This is a genomic window from Hoeflea sp. Naph1 (genome assembly GCF_046837775.1).
In the GTDB taxonomy this organism is placed as follows: Bacteria; Pseudomonadota; Alphaproteobacteria; order Rhizobiales; family Rhizobiaceae; genus Hoeflea.
In genome coordinates, this window is the sequence record NZ_CP177286.1 from 3,775,209 (window position 1) to 3,793,171 (window position 17,963).

General features: G+C 59.8%; 18 protein-coding genes and 1 pseudogene. 13 read left to right on the forward strand and 6 right to left on the reverse strand.

Annotated features, from left to right (window positions below; all coding sequences use genetic code 11):
- Window positions 1-52: 52 nt before the first annotated feature.
- On the reverse strand, window positions 53-766 hold the full coding sequence (locus tag ACK6D9_RS18165) for a ferredoxin (protein ID WP_412049585.1): 714 nt from the start codon (window positions 764-766) through the stop codon (window positions 53-55).
- 104 nt (window positions 767-870) lie between these two features.
- Entirely contained in the window at window positions 871-2,472 is a 1,602-nt protein-coding gene (locus ACK6D9_RS18170; RefSeq protein ID WP_412049586.1) for a trimethylamine methyltransferase family protein, read from the reverse strand.
- A 248-nt stretch (window positions 2,473-2,720) separates the two neighbouring features.
- Here ACK6D9_RS18170 and ACK6D9_RS18175 point away from each other — a divergent pair, with 248 nt between their 5' ends.
- Complete coding sequence (locus ACK6D9_RS18175) at window positions 2,721-3,428, forward strand: B12-binding domain-containing protein (RefSeq protein ID WP_322988388.1); 708 nt, start codon at window positions 2,721-2,723, stop codon at window positions 3,426-3,428.
- 88 nt (window positions 3,429-3,516) lie between these two features.
- On the opposite strand, the gene ACK6D9_RS18180 is transcribed toward ACK6D9_RS18175, so the two are convergent.
- The gene (locus ACK6D9_RS18180; RefSeq protein WP_322988387.1) at window positions 3,517-3,651 is read right to left on the reverse strand and encodes an entericidin EcnAB; all 135 of its coding nucleotides are present in this window, start codon (window positions 3,649-3,651) and stop codon (window positions 3,517-3,519) included.
- Window positions 3,652-3,714: 63 nt separating this feature from the next.
- On the opposite strand from ACK6D9_RS18180, the gene ACK6D9_RS18185 reads away from it, so the two are divergent.
- The 11 genes from ACK6D9_RS18185 to ACK6D9_RS18235 all read left to right on the forward strand — a co-directional run bounded on the left by ACK6D9_RS18185 (window position 3,715) and on the right by ACK6D9_RS18235 (window position 12,986).
- The gene (locus ACK6D9_RS18185; RefSeq protein WP_412049587.1) at window positions 3,715-4,332 is read left to right on the forward strand and encodes a DUF1638 domain-containing protein; all 618 of its coding nucleotides are present in this window, start codon (window positions 3,715-3,717) and stop codon (window positions 4,330-4,332) included.
- Between the two features lie 130 nt (window positions 4,333-4,462).
- The gene (locus ACK6D9_RS18190) at window positions 4,463-5,107 is read left to right on the forward strand and encodes an exopolysaccharide biosynthesis protein (RefSeq protein WP_322988385.1); all 645 of its coding nucleotides are present in this window, start codon (window positions 4,463-4,465) and stop codon (window positions 5,105-5,107) included.
- Window positions 5,108-5,172: 65 nt separating this feature from the next.
- Window positions 5,173-5,943, forward strand: coding sequence for a formyl transferase (locus tag ACK6D9_RS18195; RefSeq protein WP_412049588.1), 771 nt, complete (start codon window positions 5,173-5,175; stop codon window positions 5,941-5,943).
- Window positions 5,944-6,103: 160 nt separating this feature from the next.
- The gene (locus ACK6D9_RS18200) at window positions 6,104-6,409 is read left to right on the forward strand and encodes a virulence factor (protein WP_267656129.1); all 306 of its coding nucleotides are present in this window, start codon (window positions 6,104-6,106) and stop codon (window positions 6,407-6,409) included.
- The gene (locus ACK6D9_RS18205) at window positions 6,402-6,992 is read left to right on the forward strand and encodes a methylenetetrahydrofolate reductase C-terminal domain-containing protein (RefSeq protein ID WP_322988383.1); all 591 of its coding nucleotides are present in this window, start codon (window positions 6,402-6,404) and stop codon (window positions 6,990-6,992) included. Before ACK6D9_RS18200 ends, ACK6D9_RS18205 begins: the two co-directional genes overlap by 8 nt.
- Entirely contained in the window at window positions 6,989-8,089 is a 1,101-nt protein-coding gene (locus tag ACK6D9_RS18210; protein ID WP_322988382.1) for a methylenetetrahydrofolate reductase, read from the forward strand. Before ACK6D9_RS18205 ends, ACK6D9_RS18210 begins: the two co-directional genes overlap by 4 nt.
- 78 nt (window positions 8,090-8,167) lie before the next feature.
- Entirely contained in the window at window positions 8,168-9,136 is a 969-nt protein-coding gene (locus ACK6D9_RS18215) for a methyltetrahydrofolate cobalamin methyltransferase (protein ID WP_322988381.1), read from the forward strand.
- A 6-nt stretch (window positions 9,137-9,142) separates the two neighbouring features.
- On the forward strand, window positions 9,143-11,179 hold the full coding sequence (locus tag ACK6D9_RS18220) for an ASKHA domain-containing protein (RefSeq protein WP_412049589.1): 2,037 nt from the start codon (window positions 9,143-9,145) through the stop codon (window positions 11,177-11,179).
- A gap of 99 nt (window positions 11,180-11,278) precedes the next feature.
- Complete coding sequence (merF, locus tag ACK6D9_RS18225) at window positions 11,279-11,482, forward strand: mercury resistance system transport protein MerF (protein ID WP_412049590.1); 204 nt, start codon at window positions 11,279-11,281, stop codon at window positions 11,480-11,482.
- Window positions 11,479-11,697, forward strand: coding sequence for a GDCCVxC domain-containing (seleno)protein (locus ACK6D9_RS18230; RefSeq protein WP_412049591.1), 219 nt, complete (start codon window positions 11,479-11,481; stop codon window positions 11,695-11,697). Before merF ends, ACK6D9_RS18230 begins: the two co-directional genes overlap by 4 nt.
- 116 nt (window positions 11,698-11,813) lie before the next feature.
- Window positions 11,814-12,986, forward strand: coding sequence for an MFS transporter (locus tag ACK6D9_RS18235; protein ID WP_412049592.1), 1,173 nt, complete (start codon window positions 11,814-11,816; stop codon window positions 12,984-12,986).
- Window positions 12,987-13,010: 24 nt separating this feature from the next.
- Here ACK6D9_RS18235 and ACK6D9_RS18240 read toward each other — a convergent pair whose 3' ends face one another.
- Complete coding sequence (locus tag ACK6D9_RS18240; protein WP_322988376.1) at window positions 13,011-13,916, reverse strand: LysR family transcriptional regulator; 906 nt, start codon at window positions 13,914-13,916, stop codon at window positions 13,011-13,013.
- Between the two features lie 422 nt (window positions 13,917-14,338).
- On the opposite strand from ACK6D9_RS18240, the gene ACK6D9_RS18245 reads away from it, so the two are divergent.
- Window positions 14,339-15,340: a GlxA family transcriptional regulator gene (locus ACK6D9_RS18245; protein ID WP_322988375.1), complete on the forward strand. Its 1,002-nt coding sequence runs from the start codon at window positions 14,339-14,341 to the stop codon at window positions 15,338-15,340.
- Between the two features lie 95 nt (window positions 15,341-15,435).
- On the opposite strand, the gene ACK6D9_RS18250 is transcribed toward ACK6D9_RS18245, so the two are convergent.
- Together ACK6D9_RS18250 and ACK6D9_RS18255 are read right to left on the reverse strand one after the other, a co-directional pair.
- Window positions 15,436-16,764, reverse strand: coding sequence for a diguanylate cyclase (locus tag ACK6D9_RS18250; RefSeq protein ID WP_412049593.1), 1,329 nt, complete (start codon window positions 16,762-16,764; stop codon window positions 15,436-15,438).
- A gap of 134 nt (window positions 16,765-16,898) precedes the next feature.
- Window positions 16,899-17,731, reverse strand: a pseudogene (locus tag ACK6D9_RS18255) (DUF1194 domain-containing protein).
- Window positions 17,732-17,963 lie beyond the last annotated feature (232 nt).

Genomic DNA, 17,963 nt, shown 5'->3' on the forward strand with positions numbered 1-17,963 from the left:
ATCCAAGCTTTGACGACACGATATCGACAATCCTTGGGTGCCGCGTCAACTTTTATGCAAAAGCCGCCATGTGAAATCGCATCTGCACCTCACCATAGCGGTATTTCAGCCCCACCGGACAGGCTTCGCGGGCCAAACAGCCTGAAACCATGCAGCCCTGTTTCCCGTTGTCAGATGCCAAATATTCACGGCAGGTGGAAACAGCCAGCCCATCATGCGTAAACGCACCGACCGGACACCGCAACAGGCAAGGCTTGTCAACGCAACTATCGCAAGGATGAGGGCTTACGCGAATTTGCGCCCTCTCCGCCTCCGCCACGCCGAAGCTGGCGGCCGCCTCCGCGCCAAACAAGATGGCGCCGCGATAGCCGTGCCAGAGCCCGAACTCGGGATGAATGAGCATCCCGAGCGGCGAGGCCTTGAGCCCTTCAGCCGCCATTGCCCATTGCTGAAACGGATGCCACGGCCGGTCTGACGGAAACACCGCTTCACCGCCGGCCGCCGCCGCAATCGGCGCAATAACCGCCTTTGACCAGCTATCAAGCGGATCCGTGGTTCCGGGGTGTTGATTGCACCACTCTGCAAAGGACGGCCAGAATTCGCCACCGGCATGGCCGACAAGACAAAGCGCCGACGAAAGAGCACCTTCCGTCATTATGGGCGCACTGGTCGCATCCAGCCGCATCCACCCGCGCAGACGAAGCCCTTTCTCGGCCAGCGCGTTTTCAAGCGCACGGGTTTCAGCGCTTGCCGGCATAGGACTCATCCACCGGGTTTGCCGTCACGAAACGCAGAGCGCCAGACCTCTTTATGAATGAGGTCAGCCACTTTCTCCTGTGCGCCTGTCTCCCTGGCTTGAGCGGGCTGTGTTCAGGTAAATGCGTCGGGCATCGATTCCTTGCGCTCGCGCATGAAGGCCAGAAGCGCCTCATCGATCGCCGGATCGAGATCAGGGGCGACATAGCTGTCGAGCCAGGACCTGCACAGCGCCCGGGCGCGTTCCTCGATGCGCTTTTCGCCCTCGGCCAGCCATTGCTCATAGGAATTGTTGTCGGCCAGGGACGAACGGAAGAATGCTTTCTGGAAATTGGCCTGGGTGTGGGCGCAACCGAGATAATGGTTGCCCGGCCCCACTTCGGCAATCGCATCCATCGCCTGACCGGTCTCCGACAAGTCGACACCCTGGGCGAAACGTTGCTGCATGCCCAGCTGATCGACGTCGATCATGAATTTTTCATAGGAACTGACCAGCCCGCCTTCGAGCCAACCCGCCGAATGCAGCGCGAAATTGGTGCCGGCCAGCAGCGTCATGTTGAGTGTTGACGCACTCTCATGGGCGGCCTGTGCATCGACAACCTTGGAGCCGCACAGGGACCCACCGGTGCGGAACGGCAGTTTCAGTCGCCGCGCCAGTTGCGCCGCGCCATAAGACACCAGCGAGGGTTCCGGCGTGCCGAAGGTCGGCGCACCCGACTGCATCGAAATCGAGGCTGCGAAAGTACCAAACAGCACCGGCGCGCCCGGCCGCACGAGTTGCGTGAACGCGGCCCCGGCAAGCACTTCCGCCAGAATCTGGGTCAGCGTACCGATCACCGTCACCGGGCTCATGGCGCCGGCAAGAATGAAGGGCGAGACCACGCAGGCCTGATTGTTGCGGGCATAGACCTTGAGCGCACCCAGCATGGTTTCGTCAAACACCATCGGCGAGTTGGCATTGATCAGGTTGAGCGTGACGCAATTCTGGTCGACAAATTCAGCGCCGAACAGAATCTTGCACATCTCGACCGTGTCTTCGGCGCGTTCCGGCGCGGTGACCGAGCCCATGAACGGCTTGTCGCTGTATTTCATATGGCTGTAGACCATGTCGAAATGGCGCTTGTTGACTGGCACATCCACCGGCTCGCAGACGGTGCCGCCGGAATGGTGCATCGCCGGCGCCATATAGGCCAGCTTCACGAAATTGCGGAAATCCTCGATCGTCGCATAGCGGCGCTCGCCATCCAGATCGCGCACGAAGGGCGGACCGTAAACCGGCGCGAACACGGTGGCCTTGCCACCGATCTGCACCGAGCGAGCCGGATTGCGCGCGTGCTGGGTAAAAATCTCCGGCGCGGTCTTAAGCAATTGCCGGCACAGGCCTTTGGGAAAGCGAACCCGCTCGCCCTTCACGTCTGCGCCCGCTTCGCGCCACAGCTGCAGCGCCTCGGCGTCATCGCGGAACTCGATGCCGATTTCCTCAAGCACGATGTCGGCGTTGGTTTCAATCAGGTTCAGGGCTTCCTCATCGAGCACTTCATAAACGCCAACCTTGCGCATAATGAACGGCATGGATTGGCCGGGGCCACCGCCTGATCGTTGCGCGCGCCTGCCTGCGGCGCCCTTGCCCCGTCGTCCGGAGGAACCTTCAGGGGAAGCCTCAGGGATTGCTGCTTGAACCGGATCTGTTGTGGATTGAGTGTCTGACTGAGCCATCAAAAGCCTGCATATTCTGGATTGACGCACCATCGCGCTGTAACATCCATGCTAGCCAAAACCGCCCTGCGCACCTGCCTTTATGCGCCAAGCCTTGGCGCTGCAGGAATAGCTGCTCGAAGGCACCGTCGCATTTTCAGATATGTGCGTCGTTTTCAAGGAACTTTTTGCAAACAAACCTCTATATCGCTATGCAGGGTGGATCCGGTACGCCGCGCGGCTGGATAAGGGTACAAAGGGAGAATTCCATGTCTGATGAAGAAATCGTCCTTTCCGAACTCTCTGATGATGAACTTGTCCAGCAGATGCACGACGATCTGTATGACGGGCTCAAGGAAGAAATCGAGGAAGGTACCAACATCCTCCTCAGCCGTGGCTGGACACCCTACGACCTGCTGACCCAGGCCTTGGTCGAAGGCATGCGAATCGTCGGCGAAGATTTTCGCGACGGCATCCTGTTCGTTCCGGAAGTGTTGATGAGCGCCAACGCCATGAAGGCAGGCATGTTCATTTTGCGCCCGCTGTTGATCGAAACCGGCGCGCCGAAACTCGGCAAGATGGTGATCGGCACCGTCAAGGGCGACATTCACGACATCGGCAAGAACCTTGTCGGCATGATGATGGAGGGTGCAGGCTTTGACGTCATCGACCTCGGCATCAACAATTCCGTCGAGAAGTATATCGATGCAATCGAGCGTGAGCAGCCCGATATTCTCGGCATGTCGGCGCTTCTGACCACCACCATGCCCTATATGAAGGTGGTCATCGACACGATGAAGGAAAAGGGCATCCGCGATGATTACATCGTGCTGGTCGGCGGTGCCCCCCTGAATGAGGAATTCGGCAAGGCCGTTGGCGCCGATGCCTATTGCCGCGACGCAGCGGTCGCAGTAGAAACTGCCAAGGACATGATCAAGCGACGCCACAACCTGATGGCGGGCGCCGCCTCGAACTAGGTCCCATCCCCCGGAACGCCGGGCGTTCCGGGGCGCAGCTGATGCAGCGCGATTGCCACCAAGCGAAACGCTTTGAACGCAACCTGTGTTAGCCGCCGGCGATCGCGTCGCCAACGGCATTGGCTGAATCATTAACGTCGCGACCAATACCGCGTATCGTATTGGCGCAGGAAGCCAGTGTCAGGGCAAGAACGAGAATTGTTGTAATCTTGAATGGCGTCATGGCCCGATGATTCTCCTGAAATTGCTTGAAGCCTGAACCCTGCAGGTGGTGAAAGGCGATTCGATGGCAGATCCGGAAACAAACGAAACCCCGCCCCGCAAGAAGGTGCGGGTCATTGCCTGCGGCATGATTGCCCGCGAGGTACTGGCGGTAAATGCACAGCTCGGTCACGACCATGTCGATCTCAAATGCATCGACGCCAACTACCATCACTATCCCGACCGCATCGCCCCGGCCGTCGACCTCGCCATCCGCAACGCGCGGGAAGAAGGCTACGAGCACATTTTCATCGGCTATGCCGACTGCGGCACCGGCGGCGAACTCGACAAGGTCTGCGCCGCCCACGGGGTGGAACGGATTGCCGGGCCGCATTGCTTTTCGTTTTACATAGGCAACCAGGCCTTCGAGCAAGTCGGCGACGAGATGATGATGACGTTTTTCATCACCGATTTTCTCGCCCGTCATTTCGAGGCGTTCCTGATCAAGCCACTCGGGCTCGATCGCTTTCCGGAACTGCGTGAAACCTATTTCGGCCATTACGAACGGGCGCTCTATCTGGCGCAAACCGACGATCCCGAGCTTGAACGCCTGGCCCGCGCCTTGGCCGAGCGCCTTGAACTGCGCTACGAAAAACGCATGACTGGTTACGGCGATCTGACCGACGCCCTCAGGCCACTGTGAGCCAGAAGTGGTGGCCATCTGAAGCGCGGGAATATATTTCCGCTGCAGGCGTCGAATTTCCGTTTCCGCCATATTCTTTAAGCAATCCGTGCTTAGATGTGAGGACAACATCAAAGTACGGATTTTCACAGTGAGTTCGCAGTCCCTCGCATCGTCTGTTCCGGCAATCGCCGCAGGCAGTCACCGCCATCCCGAAAAACTGTCCGAGCTGCTCGAGCGGCTGGCGCGCGATGCGGGCGAACGGGTCAGCATGCGCGAAATTGCCACCGCGCTGAACGACCGTTCTTTTGGTGCGTTTCTCTTGGTCTTCGCTCTGCCAAATCTCATTCCACTGCCGCCGGGCGCAACCATGGTGCTCGGCTTGCCGATGGTTTTCGTCGCCTGGCAACTGGTGATCGGTTACGACAAGGTCTGGTTGCCGCGCGCGCTTGCAGATTATGCCATCGACCGCTCCACCTTCCAGCGGATGGTGACGCGGGTCTCGCCTTGGCTGCGCCGTGCCGAAACCTGGGTGCGGCCCCGCAACTGGCCGCTCGACGGCCCTGTGCGGGAACGGTTGTTCGGCATTTTCACGCTGCTGCTCGCCATCACCTGTGTATTGCCGATTCCCTTTGGCAACTGGCCGCCGGCCTTTGCCATCGCTGTGCTTGGTGTTGCCCACACAGAGCGTGACGGCAATTGCCTTCTGGTCGGCGTGGTTGCCGGCCTGATCGCGATCGGTGTCGCCGGACTGGTGGTCGCAGCCACCGGCGCACTGCTGATGCAACTGTTCTAAGCACGATAGCCGGATCTTAACCCAGGACGCAGTAGTCTTGCGCGACGCCATTCATGGGAGCGCACATGGCCACCGCACCAAAAATCCTCGTCATTACCGCGGGCGGCCCCTACCCGTGGGTCATCATCAACGCACTCGCTGAGCGCTTCGGCGGCACCGAAGTAGCCCTCGAACGACCTGAATCCAAAGCTCTGTTCCTCAGGCGTCGAGCCCGCAAGATCGGCTGGCTTGAGACCGCTGGTCAGTTTCTCACCATGTCGGTGTCGCGGTTCGGCAAGCGTTTTGTCAAAGCCCGGGAAGCCGAGATCATCCAGCACCATGGCCTGAACACCGAACCATCACCTACTGTTCCGGTCAGGCCGGTATCATCGGCCAATGGCGAGGATTGCCGGGCATTGATCGCAGCCATCAAACCCGATGTGGTTTTCCTGGCCAGTTGCCGCATGCTCAGCCGTGCCACTCTGGCGGCGATCCCCTGCCCGGTGCTCAACTATCATTCCGGCATCAATCCCAAATACCGCGGGCTTGCAGGCGGTTGGTGGGCGCGCGCATCCGGCGACCATGACAATTACGGCACAACGGTGCATCTGGTTGACGCCGGCGTCGACACTGGCGGCATCCTCTATCAGGCCTTTCTCTCCCCCGATCCGCGCGAATCACTGCTCACCGACGCGATGGCGATGGCTGCCGGCTCGCGCGACATTGCCATCCGCGCGGTCGAGGACGCACTCACCGGCAGACTGGCGCCGAAAGCCAGCCCCCTGCCCTCGGTTCAACGGTTTCACCCGCCAATCTGGACCTATCTGTGGACCGGCCTGACCAGAAAAGTCTGGTAGGCACAAATATTTGACGAACCCGCGACGGGATTTGTTAGACACCGGGCCATCGCTTCGCCAGCCAGCCAAATTCGGCAGGTCGTTTTTGACGCGCCGCGCGTCGTCGTCAGCGAAGCGGCGAATTTTCACCATGCGCATTGTAACTCTCGAGGAGAACTTCATGGCCAACCGCATCATCGTCTACTGGCGCGACATTCCTGCCCAGGTGATCGTCAAGAAAGGACGCACCACCGCAAAGCGCGAACTGTCATTGCGGTTCACAGAAGCCATCGACATGTGCGCCATGCGCACCGGCGCGGCTGAAACCGATGATTACCTCGCCGATTGGCGTCGTGCCGATCCGGTGGAAGTTTCCGACGATCTTGAGGCCGAGGCGGAGAGCGCCGCGGCAGAGCTGGAAACCGCCTACGACAAGGAGCGTCTGGTCGCCCTGGTCAAGGGCGGAGGCAGGGAGAGCCATGGCTGACGCGCCGACCACAACCACACAGGCAAGCCTCAACAAGAAGGCAGCCCGGAAGATTGCCTATAAACCATCGGGTGTCTCGGCGACGCGGCGAAATGCGCGCCGCTTTGCCATCCGGCTCTGGTCGGTGCGCCATGCGCGCACGCTCGAATGGTTCTATGCGCATTTTGCCAGAGTGTTCCTGATGCTGCATCCGATGTGGAAGATGGTTGGCTACCAGCGCGCCGAAGCGCCGGTCAAGTTCATCGAAAAACACGTCAAGGGCCTGCTGTTTGATTGCCGGATGTGCGGCCAATGCGTGCTTTCGTCGACTGGCATGTCCTGCCCGATGAACTGCCCCAAGCAGTTGCGCAATGGGCCTTGTGGCGGGGTCCGTGCCAATGGCAATTGTGAAGTCGAACCCGACATGCCCTGCGTCTGGGTGCAAGCCTGGTCGGGGGCGCAAAAGATGCAGGCACGCGACAATATCCTCAATGTCCAGAAGCCGGTCGACCAGTCCCTGGGGCAAACCTCGTCATGGTTGCGCGTCACCGCCGCCACCGCTGCAGAGCGGGAACTGGCTGCCAAACCGGAGGCCGGCCAATGAACCAGGTCGATACCGATCCGAATGATCCCAGCGCGCCGCTCGAGCCGTTGCCCGGCCATTCTTCCTATGGCCGTCTCGAGCGCATTCTGCGGCGCGGCGAATTTGCCGTCACCGCCGAACTCAACCCGCCCGACAGCGCCAACCCGCAAGAGGTCTATGAGCGCGCCGCAATTTTCGACGGCTGGGTCGACGGCATCAACGCTGTCGACGCGTCTGGTGCCAACGCCCACATGTCGTCGGTCGGCATCTGCGCACTGCTCACCCGCATGGGTTATGCCGCGATATTGCAGATTTCCTGCCGTGACCGGAACCGCATTGCGATTCAGGGCGATGTTCTCGGAGCCTCTGCCATGGGCGTGCAGAACGTGCTCTGCCTGACCGGCGACGGCGTCCAGGCGGGCGACCAGCCCGGCGCCAAGCCGGTGTTCGATCTCGACTGCATGTCGCTGCTCGAAACCATCCGGATCATGCGTGACAATTCGAAATTCCTTTCCGGCCGCAAGCTCACCACCGCGCCGGCACTGTTCATGGGGGCTGCAATCAATCCCTTCGCCCCGCCGCATGATTTCCGGCCGCTACGGCTGGCCAAGAAGATCGCCGCTGGCGCGCAATTCGTCCAAAGCCAGTATTGCTACGACGTGCCGATGTTCAAGGACTACATGCAGCAGGTGCGTGATCTAGGGCTCCACAAGGAATGTTTCATCATGTGCGGTGTCGGCCCGCTGGCTTCGGCGCGGACGGCCAAATGGATGCGCTCGAACGTGCCGGGCGTGCATATTCCCGACGCCATTATCGAGCGGCTGGAAGGTGCCCAGGACCAGAAGGCCGAAGGCAAACGGATCTGCATCGACATCATCAATGAGGTCAAGGAAATCGAAGGCGTGTCCGGCATTCATGTCATGGCCTACCGCCAGGAAGAGTTTGTCGCCGAAATCGTGCACGAATCAGGTGTGCTCAAGGGCCGCCGGCCGTGGCGCAAGGAACCGGGCCCGGATGACGAAATGGTCGCCGCCCGTATGGAGGAAATCCTCGATGAACCGCGTCAATCCCCGCACGAATTGGCGGGCGCTGCCGGCGATACCGAGACCGTCGAATGAACCCAGAGGCTTGCAACGTTCGCTGAACCTGTATAATCATATAAAGAATTCTTTATGTCCTGAAAACAAGGATCGCACATGACACGTACCATCGTCGCCTCAGCCACCCGAGAACTGATCATCGGTTTTGATCAACCTTTCTGCGTGATCGGCGAGCGCATCAACCCGACCGGCCGCAAGAAGCTGGCTGCGGAGATGATCGAGGGCAATTTCGACACTGTCATCAGGGACGCGCTGGCCCAGGTTGCCGCCGGAGCCTCCATGCTTGACGTCAATGCCGGCGTTACCTCCGTCAACCCGAACGAGACCGAACCCGGACTTCTGGTCCAGACGCTGCAAATCGTTCAGGATCTGGTCGACGTGCCGCTGTCCATCGACAGTTCCGTGACGGCAGCGATCGAGGCAGCCCTGAAGGTTGCCAAGGGCCGACCGCTGGTCAACTCGGTCACCGGCGAGGAGGAAAAGCTCGAAGCCATTCTGCCGCTGATCAAGAAATATGATGTGCCGGTCGTAGCAATTTCCAATGACGAGACCGGCATCTCGATGGATCCAGACGTACGTTTCGCCGTTGCCAAGAAGATTGTCGAGCGCTGCGCCGATTTCGGCATTCCGGCCCATGACGTGGTTGTCGATCCGCTGGTAATGCCGATCGGCGCCCTTGGTGACGCCGGCCGCCAGGTGTTTGCCCTGCTGCACCGGTTGCGCCATGAGCTCAAGGTCAACACCACCTGCGGCCTGTCCAACATTTCCTTCGGCATCCCCCATCGGCACGGCATCAATGCCGGCTTCATTCCGATGGTGATCGGCGCCGGCATGACCTCGGCGATCATGAATCCTTGCCGTCCGCAGGAAATGGAAGCCGTTCACGCCGCCAATGTGCTCAACGGCACTGATCCCAACTGCATGAACTGGATCAAGACCTACAAGGACTACCAGTCGAATGTGGCCGGCTCCGCGCCCGCGCCGCAAGCAGCCGCGCCTTCAAATGACGGTGGATCTGGCGGCCGTCGTCGCGGCGGTCGCGCGGGCCGCTCAGGAGGCGCATGACCTGTAATGACCGACCACCTCGTCCTGTTTATGCCATCGGGAAAGCGCGGCCGCTTTCCCACTGATACACCGGTGCTTGAAGCGGCACGCCAATTGGGCGTCCATGTGGAAAGTGTCTGCGGCGGCCGCGGTATCTGCGGTCGCTGTCAGGTTGAAGTGCAGGAGGGGGTATTTGCCAAGCACGGTATCACCTCGTCCAACGAACACATCAGCCCCTTCGGCGGCAATGAAATCCGCTACGCCGAAAAACGCGACCTGAAAGCGGGGCGCCGGCTTTCCTGCACGGCAAAGGTCCTCGGCGATCTGGTCGTCGACATTCCGCAGGATACCGTGGTCAACGCCCAGGTGGTGCGCAAGGATTCCGACGGAAGAGTGATCGAGCGCAATCCGGCTGTGCACATGTGCTACGTCGAGGTTGATGAACCCGACATGCACAAACCACTCGGCGATCTCGACCGGATGCTGGTACAAATCAAGAACGACTGGGGTTTCAGCGATCTCCTGATCGACACCTATCTCTATGCCGAAGTGCAGAAGATTCTGCGCAAGGGGGACTGGAAGGTGACCGCGGCCATCCATGAACCCTTCGAAGGCGGACCGGCCACGCTGGTTGCACTTTACCCCGGCCTCAAGAACGAGGCCTACGGGATTGCCTGCGACATCGGCTCGACCACCATTGCCATGCATCTGTCCTCACTGCTGTCCGGTCGCACCCTGGCCTCATCGGGCACCTCCAATCCGCAGATCCGCTTTGGCGAGGATCTGATGAGCCGCGTCTCCTATGTGATGATGAACCCGGAGGGTCGCGAAGGCATGACCAAGGCCGTTCGCGAGACGCTTAACGAATTGATCGGAAAGGTCTGCAAAGAGGGTGGAATCGAGCGCACCGACATCCTCGACGCCGTGTTTGTCGGAAATCCGATCATGCACCACCTGTTTTTGGGCATCGACCCGACCGAACTTGGCGGGGCGCCGTTTGCGCTCGCAGTCTCCGGTCCGGTTAACGTCCGGGCCAGCGAGCTCGACATCGAGGTCAATCCCGGCGGTAGGGTCTACATGCTGCCCTGCATCGCCGGCCATGTCGGCGCCGACGCCGCAGCCGCAACGCTGACCGAAGGCCCACACCGCCAGGACGAAATGATGCTGTTGGTCGATGTCGGCACCAATGCCGAAATCGTGCTCGGCAACAAGTCCCGTACCGTTGCTGCATCCTCACCCACCGGTCCGGCGTTTGAAGGCGCAGAAATCTCCTGCGGCCAGCGTGCTGCTCCCGGCGCCATCGAGCGCGTCCGCATCGACCCAATTACGCTCGAGCCGAAATACCGCGTCATCGGCATCGAACCCTGGTCGGATGAGCCCGGCTTTGATGAGCAAGCCAAGAAAGTTGGCGTCACCGGCGTCTGCGGCTCCGGCATCATCGAGATCATAGCCGAGATGTACCTCACCGGAATCGTCTCCGAGGATGGCGTCATCAATGGCGAGTTGGCGGCGAGAAATCCACGCATCGTCCTGAGCGGCCGAACATACTCCTACCTGCTCAAGGATGGCGAACCGAAGCTGATGGTGTCGCAGAACGACGTTCGCGCCATCCAGCTCGGCAAGGCGGCGCTCTATGCCGGCATCAAGCTGCTGATGGACAAACAGGGCATCACCAAGGTCGACAGCATCGGTCTTGCCGGCGCCTTTGGCTCCTTCATTGATCCGCAATACGCGTTGGTGCTGGGGCTGGTGCCCGATTGCGAGATCGCCAAGGTCAAGGCCGTCGGCAACGCCGCCGGCACCGGTGCGCGCATGGCGCTCCTGAACCGCACCCATCGCCGCGAGATCGAGCATACCGTCACCCGCATCGAAAAGATCGAAACCGCGCTGGAATCCGATTTCCAGAAGCATTTCGTCAACGCCATGGCCTTCCCCAACAAGGTCGACGCCTTCCCGCGGTTGGCCCAGGAGGTGCAACTGCCGGTGCGTTCGGTGGACACCGACGCCGCTGACGGCATCGAACCGGGCGTTGCCAGGCGCCGCGGTGGTCGCCGCCGCGGCTGACGGTCGGACGGCAACATTCGGACCGCTCACTACAGATCGCGAAGATGTGTAGTGAGCACACTCGCTGCGCGCGCTAGTCTTGCGCGCAGGAGGAACCGCATGTCGGGTAAAGGACTACTTCGTTTAGGCGTTTTTGGCACCGTGCTGGCAGCCTTGTGCTGTTTCACGCCAGTGCTCGTGATTCTGTTCGGCTTCCTCGGGCTGGCTTCGCTGGTCGGTTATCTCGACGTTGTTCTGTTGCCTATGCTCGCGGGTTTCATCCTGCTGACGCTCTACGCGCTCTGGAGGCGCAAGGCGGCATGACCCAGCTCCAATCCATGCTGACCTGCCCTGAATGCGGACATGCCGAGACAGAGACCATGCCAACCGATGCGTGCCAATGGTTCTATGACTGCAAGTCCTGCGGTGCGTTGCTGAAACCTAAGCCTGGCGATTGCTGCGTGTTCTGCTCGTACGGAACCATCGCCTGCCCTCCAATGCAGCAGGGCGACGCCTGTTGTGACACTGGCCCGGCTTGAGTTTGACGCAGGTACAATCCGCCGGTTGCCACCGGTACAGCATGCGACACCTAAGATCTGTTTGCCTCAACTCCGGCCCGCTTTACCCGAATCGGCGATGCGGCTACCGGTGAGCGATGACCGGCTTGTTCAAATCACCGCTGTTTCTTGTGCTCGCGCTATGGGCCGCAGGCCTGGGCGCGGCGGCGCAGTTTGCCAAGGTCGTGGTCATTTTTCCCGAGCTTCAGGCGCATTACGGCGAAACCGGCGCAGCGTCGGGCTATCTCGTATCGCTGATATCCTTCATGGGCATGGTGCTGGGGCTGGTGGCCGGGATTATCGCAATCCAGATCGGCCTCAGGCGGTTGCTGCTCATCGGGTTGATCCTCGGTGTCGCGGTTTCGATTTTCCAGGCCACGCTTCCGCCTTTTGGATGGATGCTGGCAAGCCGCGTGTTTGAAGGGTTTTCGCATCTGGCCATCATCATTTCCGCTCCGACCCTGATTGCCCAACTTGCCGTCGGTCGGCATCAGGGCACCGCGCTCACGCTGTGGGGCAGCTTCTTCGGTGTCGCATTCGCCATCATGGCGGTTGTTGCGCAGCCGACCGTAACCGCCTTCGGCCTGGGTGGCCTGTCGGCGGCACATGCGCTCTACATGGCCGCCTGCGCCGTGTTGCTGACCTGGGCGCTGCCATTGCACGACCGCCGCGCCGCGCCGTCATGGCCGTCGCTCAGCGAGGTCGCACGCCGACATCTGACGGTCTATTCCTCGCCCTTTATTGCAGCGCCGGCGCTTGGGTGGTTGTTTTACACACTGACATTCGTGGCCCTGATGGCAATTGCGCCGACTTTGGTCGCCCCCCAACACCGTGCGCTGGTGGCCGCGGCCATGCCGCTTGCCAGCATCCTCTCCTCTATCACGTTGGGCTCCTGGTTATTGCGCTACCTGCCGGCGGTCACGGTAATCATCACCGGTTTCGCGCTCGCCATCCTGCTGATGCTGGCATTCGCGCTCACAGGTCCTTCTCCCTGGCTGTTCATCACCTTGTTTATAGCCCTCGGCCTGGTTCAAGGCGCAAGCTTTGCCGCTGTACCACAACTCAATCCATCACTTTCAGATCGGCTTCTCGGCAATGGAGGTCTTGCCCAGACCGGCAATATTGGCAACAGCATCGGCACCCCGATTGTGCTCGCCATCCTCGCCTCGGGTGCAACGCTTGCTTTGCCTGTGTTCCTCATGGGGTGTTATGGCTGCGCCATCCTTACGCATCTTGCCATGGCCAGGCGTCGCCGCGAGGCGCAGGCATAACTGGCAAGCCGGTTGCAACCGGTCTCAGGCGTTAAACGAACCGGTCTGGCTGAAGCGCTCAAACCCGGCCCGGAAATGATCGCTGACAGCACAAACCGGCGGTGACGGATTGGCGGCAACCTTCAAAAGCAGATGATAGGCTCCCGGCGCCGGAATACCGCAGCAATCATCCAGGACCTGCAGATCGGGGCCTATAAAACTCCGCCCCATCGGCGCAATTGCCAGATCCGACAGGATCGCGGCTCGTTGCCCCGCCGAATGCGAGGTCATGAACGCCACACGATAAGCCCGGCCCACCTGTTCAAGCGCTTCCAGCGCCTTCTCGCGCCAGACGCACCCTTCTTCCCACATCGATACCGGCAGCGGGTCAAGCAGATGCGCCTGCCCGCCCTTGGCGCCAACCCAGACGATATCGTCTGTCATCACCACCTCGTCTTCTTCGGTCAGCGGATCCCGGGCACAACTGACCAGTGCGATGTCGAGATGGCCGGAAGCAAAACGTTTGGTCAGGTTGGCTGATTCATCGATAACCACGTCGACGACCACGGAAGGGTGCGACTGGGCAAACAGCTTGAGGACACCCGGCAACACCGCCTCGCCATAATCGGACGGTGATCCGATCCGCACCACGCCGGAGACGTCGGGGGACACAAAGCGCGAGATCGCTTCGCGGTTGAGCGCAATCAGCCGTCGTGCATAGCCAAGCAGGACCTCGCCATCATGGGTCAGCGAAACATTGCGCGCATCACGCAAAAATACCGACACGCCCAATTGCTCTTCCAGACGCTTGATCTGCATCGAAACAGCCGATGGCGTACGGTAGATCCGCGCCGCAGCAGCCGTAAAGCTGCCGGTTTCTGCAATTGCGACGAAGCTGCGCAGAACATCGGGGTCCAGCATCATCAGCGGATGATTGAGAGGTGCGTTCATATCATTCAATTCCGTTGATCGTTCTACTCAATTCATTTCGTTTGATTGAACAATGCAATGGAGCGATGTTGTTGTCAATCCAGTCAGGCTGGTCAAAATCGAACAGGAGATGAGACGATGTTTGGAATATCCGGTATTGCCCGACAGGCCCGCCAGTGGCGCGCCGAACGCAAACGCAGAGCATTGCGGCGCCAGCTTTATGAGCTCCCGCTCGAATTGCAGAAAGACATTGGTTGGCCCGCAACTGACCCACGCTATCCTTCAGCAAGGGTGATCAGTGAGATCCCCGGCCGGCCGCTTGTGTGAAGCTTGCAAGGCCGGTGTCGTATGCCGAAATATTCGTGGTCCCGGCAGTGACAAGTCACAAATTTTGTGGCCTGATTGCGACATCGGCCTTTCGTGGGCGCGCAAAGGATTTGGGCATGCCGCCACAAAACAAGCACAAGCGTTCAATCGTCTTTTTTCTGGTCCCGGATTTCTCCATGATCGCCTTTGCGATGGCGGTCGAGCCGTTGCGACTGGCCAACAGGATGCTGGGCTACGAGTGCTATAAATGGCGCCTGACATCACATGACGGGGCACCAGTCAAAGCTTCCAGTCAGGTCGAAATTGCCGTCAACACATCGCTGGCGGAAGAGCGGCGCAATCTGTCAGGCGAAAATCGGCCAACCATGGCGTTTGTCTGCTCGGGGACCAATGTCGAACGGTTCAACAACAAGTCGGTATTGGCCTGGCTGCGCGAGGAACACAACCGCGGCGTCGCCATTGGCGGCCTGTGTACCGGCGCTCACATTCTTGCCATGGCCGGCCTGCTTTCCGGCCGGCGATGCGCCATTCACTGGGAAAACCTGCCCGGCTTTGCCGAAGCCTTCCCCAAGGCCAATGTGTTCGCCGACCTTTATGAGATCGACGGCGCCATTCATACCTGCGCCGGGGGCACCGCAGCGCTCGACATGATGCTCCGGCTGATCGGCGAAGACCACGACGACACGCTGGTCAACCGCATCTGCGAAATGGCGCTCACCGACCGCGTCCGCAACGCCCATGACCGTCAGCGGTTGCCGCTGCGCGCGCGCCTCGGCGTCCAGAACGCCAAGGTGCTGTCGATCATCGAATTGATGGAAGCCAATCTCTCCGAACCGCTGTCGTTGATCGAGATCGCCGACGATGCTGGCCTGTCACGGCGGCAGATCGAAAGACTGTTCCGCCAGGAAATGGGCCGCTCGCCCGCGCGCTACTATCTGGAGATCCGGCTCGACCGGGCGCGGCACCTGCTTATCCAGTCGCCAATGCCGGTGGTGGAAGTTGCTGTTGCCTGCGGCTTTGTCTCCGCATCGCATTTTTCCAAGTGCTACCGCGAACTCTACGACCGCTCTCCGCAGCAGGAACGCGCGGACCGCAAGCAGTATCTCTCCGCAGCCTGAGCGGCGCTATAATGATTATTTTACGAAGAGGCGTCGCGCAGTCTGCAAGCGCCAGCTAAAACACGTTGCAAGAACACTGCCAATCCGGCCTCAGCTCAGGCGACCGCCTTGTTACCAACATCGGCTTCCGAGAACACGCGGTTTCGGCCGGCATGTTTGGCCATGTAGAGAAACTGGTCAGCGGCATGGAGATAGTTATCAAAAACCTCTTCCGTGGCGATCTCGGCGAGACCGATGGAAATCGTCAAGTTAATCTCCCCATCGGCGGTGGCGATCAGAATTTGCCCGATTGACGAACGGAGCGTCTCGCAAAATTCGCGCGCCTCGACAAAACTAAGCCCGCAAATCAGAATTCCGAACTCCTCTCCCCCCAGTCGCGCCAGCAGGTGCTCGTTGCCGCACAGGTCCGCCAAATGCCTGGCGACAGCTTTCAGCGCCACATCGCCAATCTCGTGGCCATAGGTGTCGTTGAGCCGTTTGAAATGGTCGATATCGACAATCGCCAGCGACTGGGCCTGATTATGCTTGCGCGCCATTGTCACCCGGTGCGGCCCGTCGTCAAAAAAATGCCGCCGGTTGTACAAGCCAGTGAGGTAGTCGCGCGCCGCCAATTCGCGCAAATGTCGGACCTGGTTGGTGGTCTGGATATTCTGTGCCACCCGCCAGCGGAACTCCTCGATGCCCAGTGGCTGGTGCAGAAAATCGTTGGCGCCCGCGCGCAGAAAACGCGCAATCAGTGTCCGGTCCTCAAGTGAGGACACGCCAATAATTCGCAATCGGTCAAAATTCCGGCGTTGACGGATTTGTTCGACCAATGACAATCCGTCCATCTCCGGCATCAGGTAATTGATGACGGCAAGATCGTAATCGTCGTCCTCTTCCAGCGCCTCCAGCGCAGCTGCACCACTGGCAACCGTCGTCACCCGGTAGAGCTGCCGCAGCAATTGCTCGCCGAGCATTTCACGCATGGTCTTGGAATCGTCGACAACCAGGATGTGAGCGCCACGATTGGAGAGTATACGGATCGCTGCCTTGACCAGGTTCTTGATCGCGTCCTTACCGTCCTTGAGCACGTAATCGGCGACGTGTTTTGATAGTATCTGCGTACGCTTGAGATCCGAGAAAGTAGCAGTGAATACGATGGCTGGCACATTTTTCGACAACACCAAGTCGAGCGCTTCACCCGCCGGCGCGCCGGGAAGATTGAGATCGATCAGGGCCAGCGCGAACCGTTCCGGCGCCTCCCCCAGCACCGACTGCAAGTGTTCAAGCGTGCTGCAACTGGCAACCCTCATCCCGTATTGCCCCTCAAGTCGCTGCTTCAAGGCGGCGATATAGGTGCGGGAATCTTCAACCAGCAGGACTTCCAGTTCTTCGAAACCGCCAAGAGGAGCCCCACGGCTATATGGTGTTCTGAAAGGCACTATGAAAAATCCGGGGAGTTAAATTGCAGTAGCTTGAATGTGCAACGCAGAGTTTTACAATCCGTTAATATTTTAACGGGGTTTGTAGCCTAACCGTCGATATATCTGAAGCATACACTCGCACCCATGCGGTATTATCGATCATCAAACATCCATTGTCGCTGTTCCCATATTTTTTCGCCGATCAGGCAGTCAGGGGCTGCAGCAGAAACACCTTGGCGCCGGAGTGCGGGAGCCGCCACGGGAACCACATTGGGTTCCGGTGATACCGTGCCCCCGATTTCGAGGATAAGCTTGCGGCGGATCGTTTCCGGAAACTGCTGCCGATCCGTGACCGGCACCAGAAAACTCCCTGGCCCACCGATAACGCAGTGGGCGTAATATAGGTCCAGATCGTCAATGTTGAAGCCGCGGCCCGTACCCTCGTTGGTCATCAGCGGCAAACCATTGATGACGATCTGTTTCTCAAGCACAGCCGCCCGCGCAACCAGAACCGGATCACCCTGATTGTTCGGCCCGTCACCGGAAATATCTATTACCTTTCGGAGGCTTTCGAACGATGCCGCGTCAAGTCGTCCGAGCGCATAATTGAGCGCTCCCGAGATCGAAGTTCGCCGCTGACCCAGCGGCCGTGAACGCGAAACGATGTCCGCCACCGTGTCAGCGTCCCTTTTCGATCCGACTATTGTCCAGTCGAAAACATCGCGAATGGCGGTGTCGCCGGCCCATTCGAAATGGTGATCGCAAACCGGCCATAGGCGCCTTGCGCGATCGCACGCATCACATCGGGATGATTGAGTGCCGCCGCATACCCGTCGCGCAGGATCGCCAGTTCCTGCGGCGACATCGACCTCGACACGTCAACCGCCAGCACCAGCGCAACATCCACAGACTCCAGCGCTTGCGCACCGGGCAATGCCATCAGCAAACCTGCAGTCACCAAAACGGCCTTGATCCATCCCAACATGTCTCAATTTAACATGGCGGGAGGGATGAAAGGCCGAACCGCATTTTGACCTGCCCTGGGCGCAGATAGCGCGCGGCTTATGCCCGGAACGTTGTGTTATCCGGATCAAACGCGTTCTCCCCGGCCCCTTGTCGCCCGCCGGACTTTGCCGAGGATATTTATCATCGGCGCGGTTCGATGGGCGGGCGCCACCCAGCGCAAGTACAAGGCCAAGCTGCCCGGATGGAGCAGC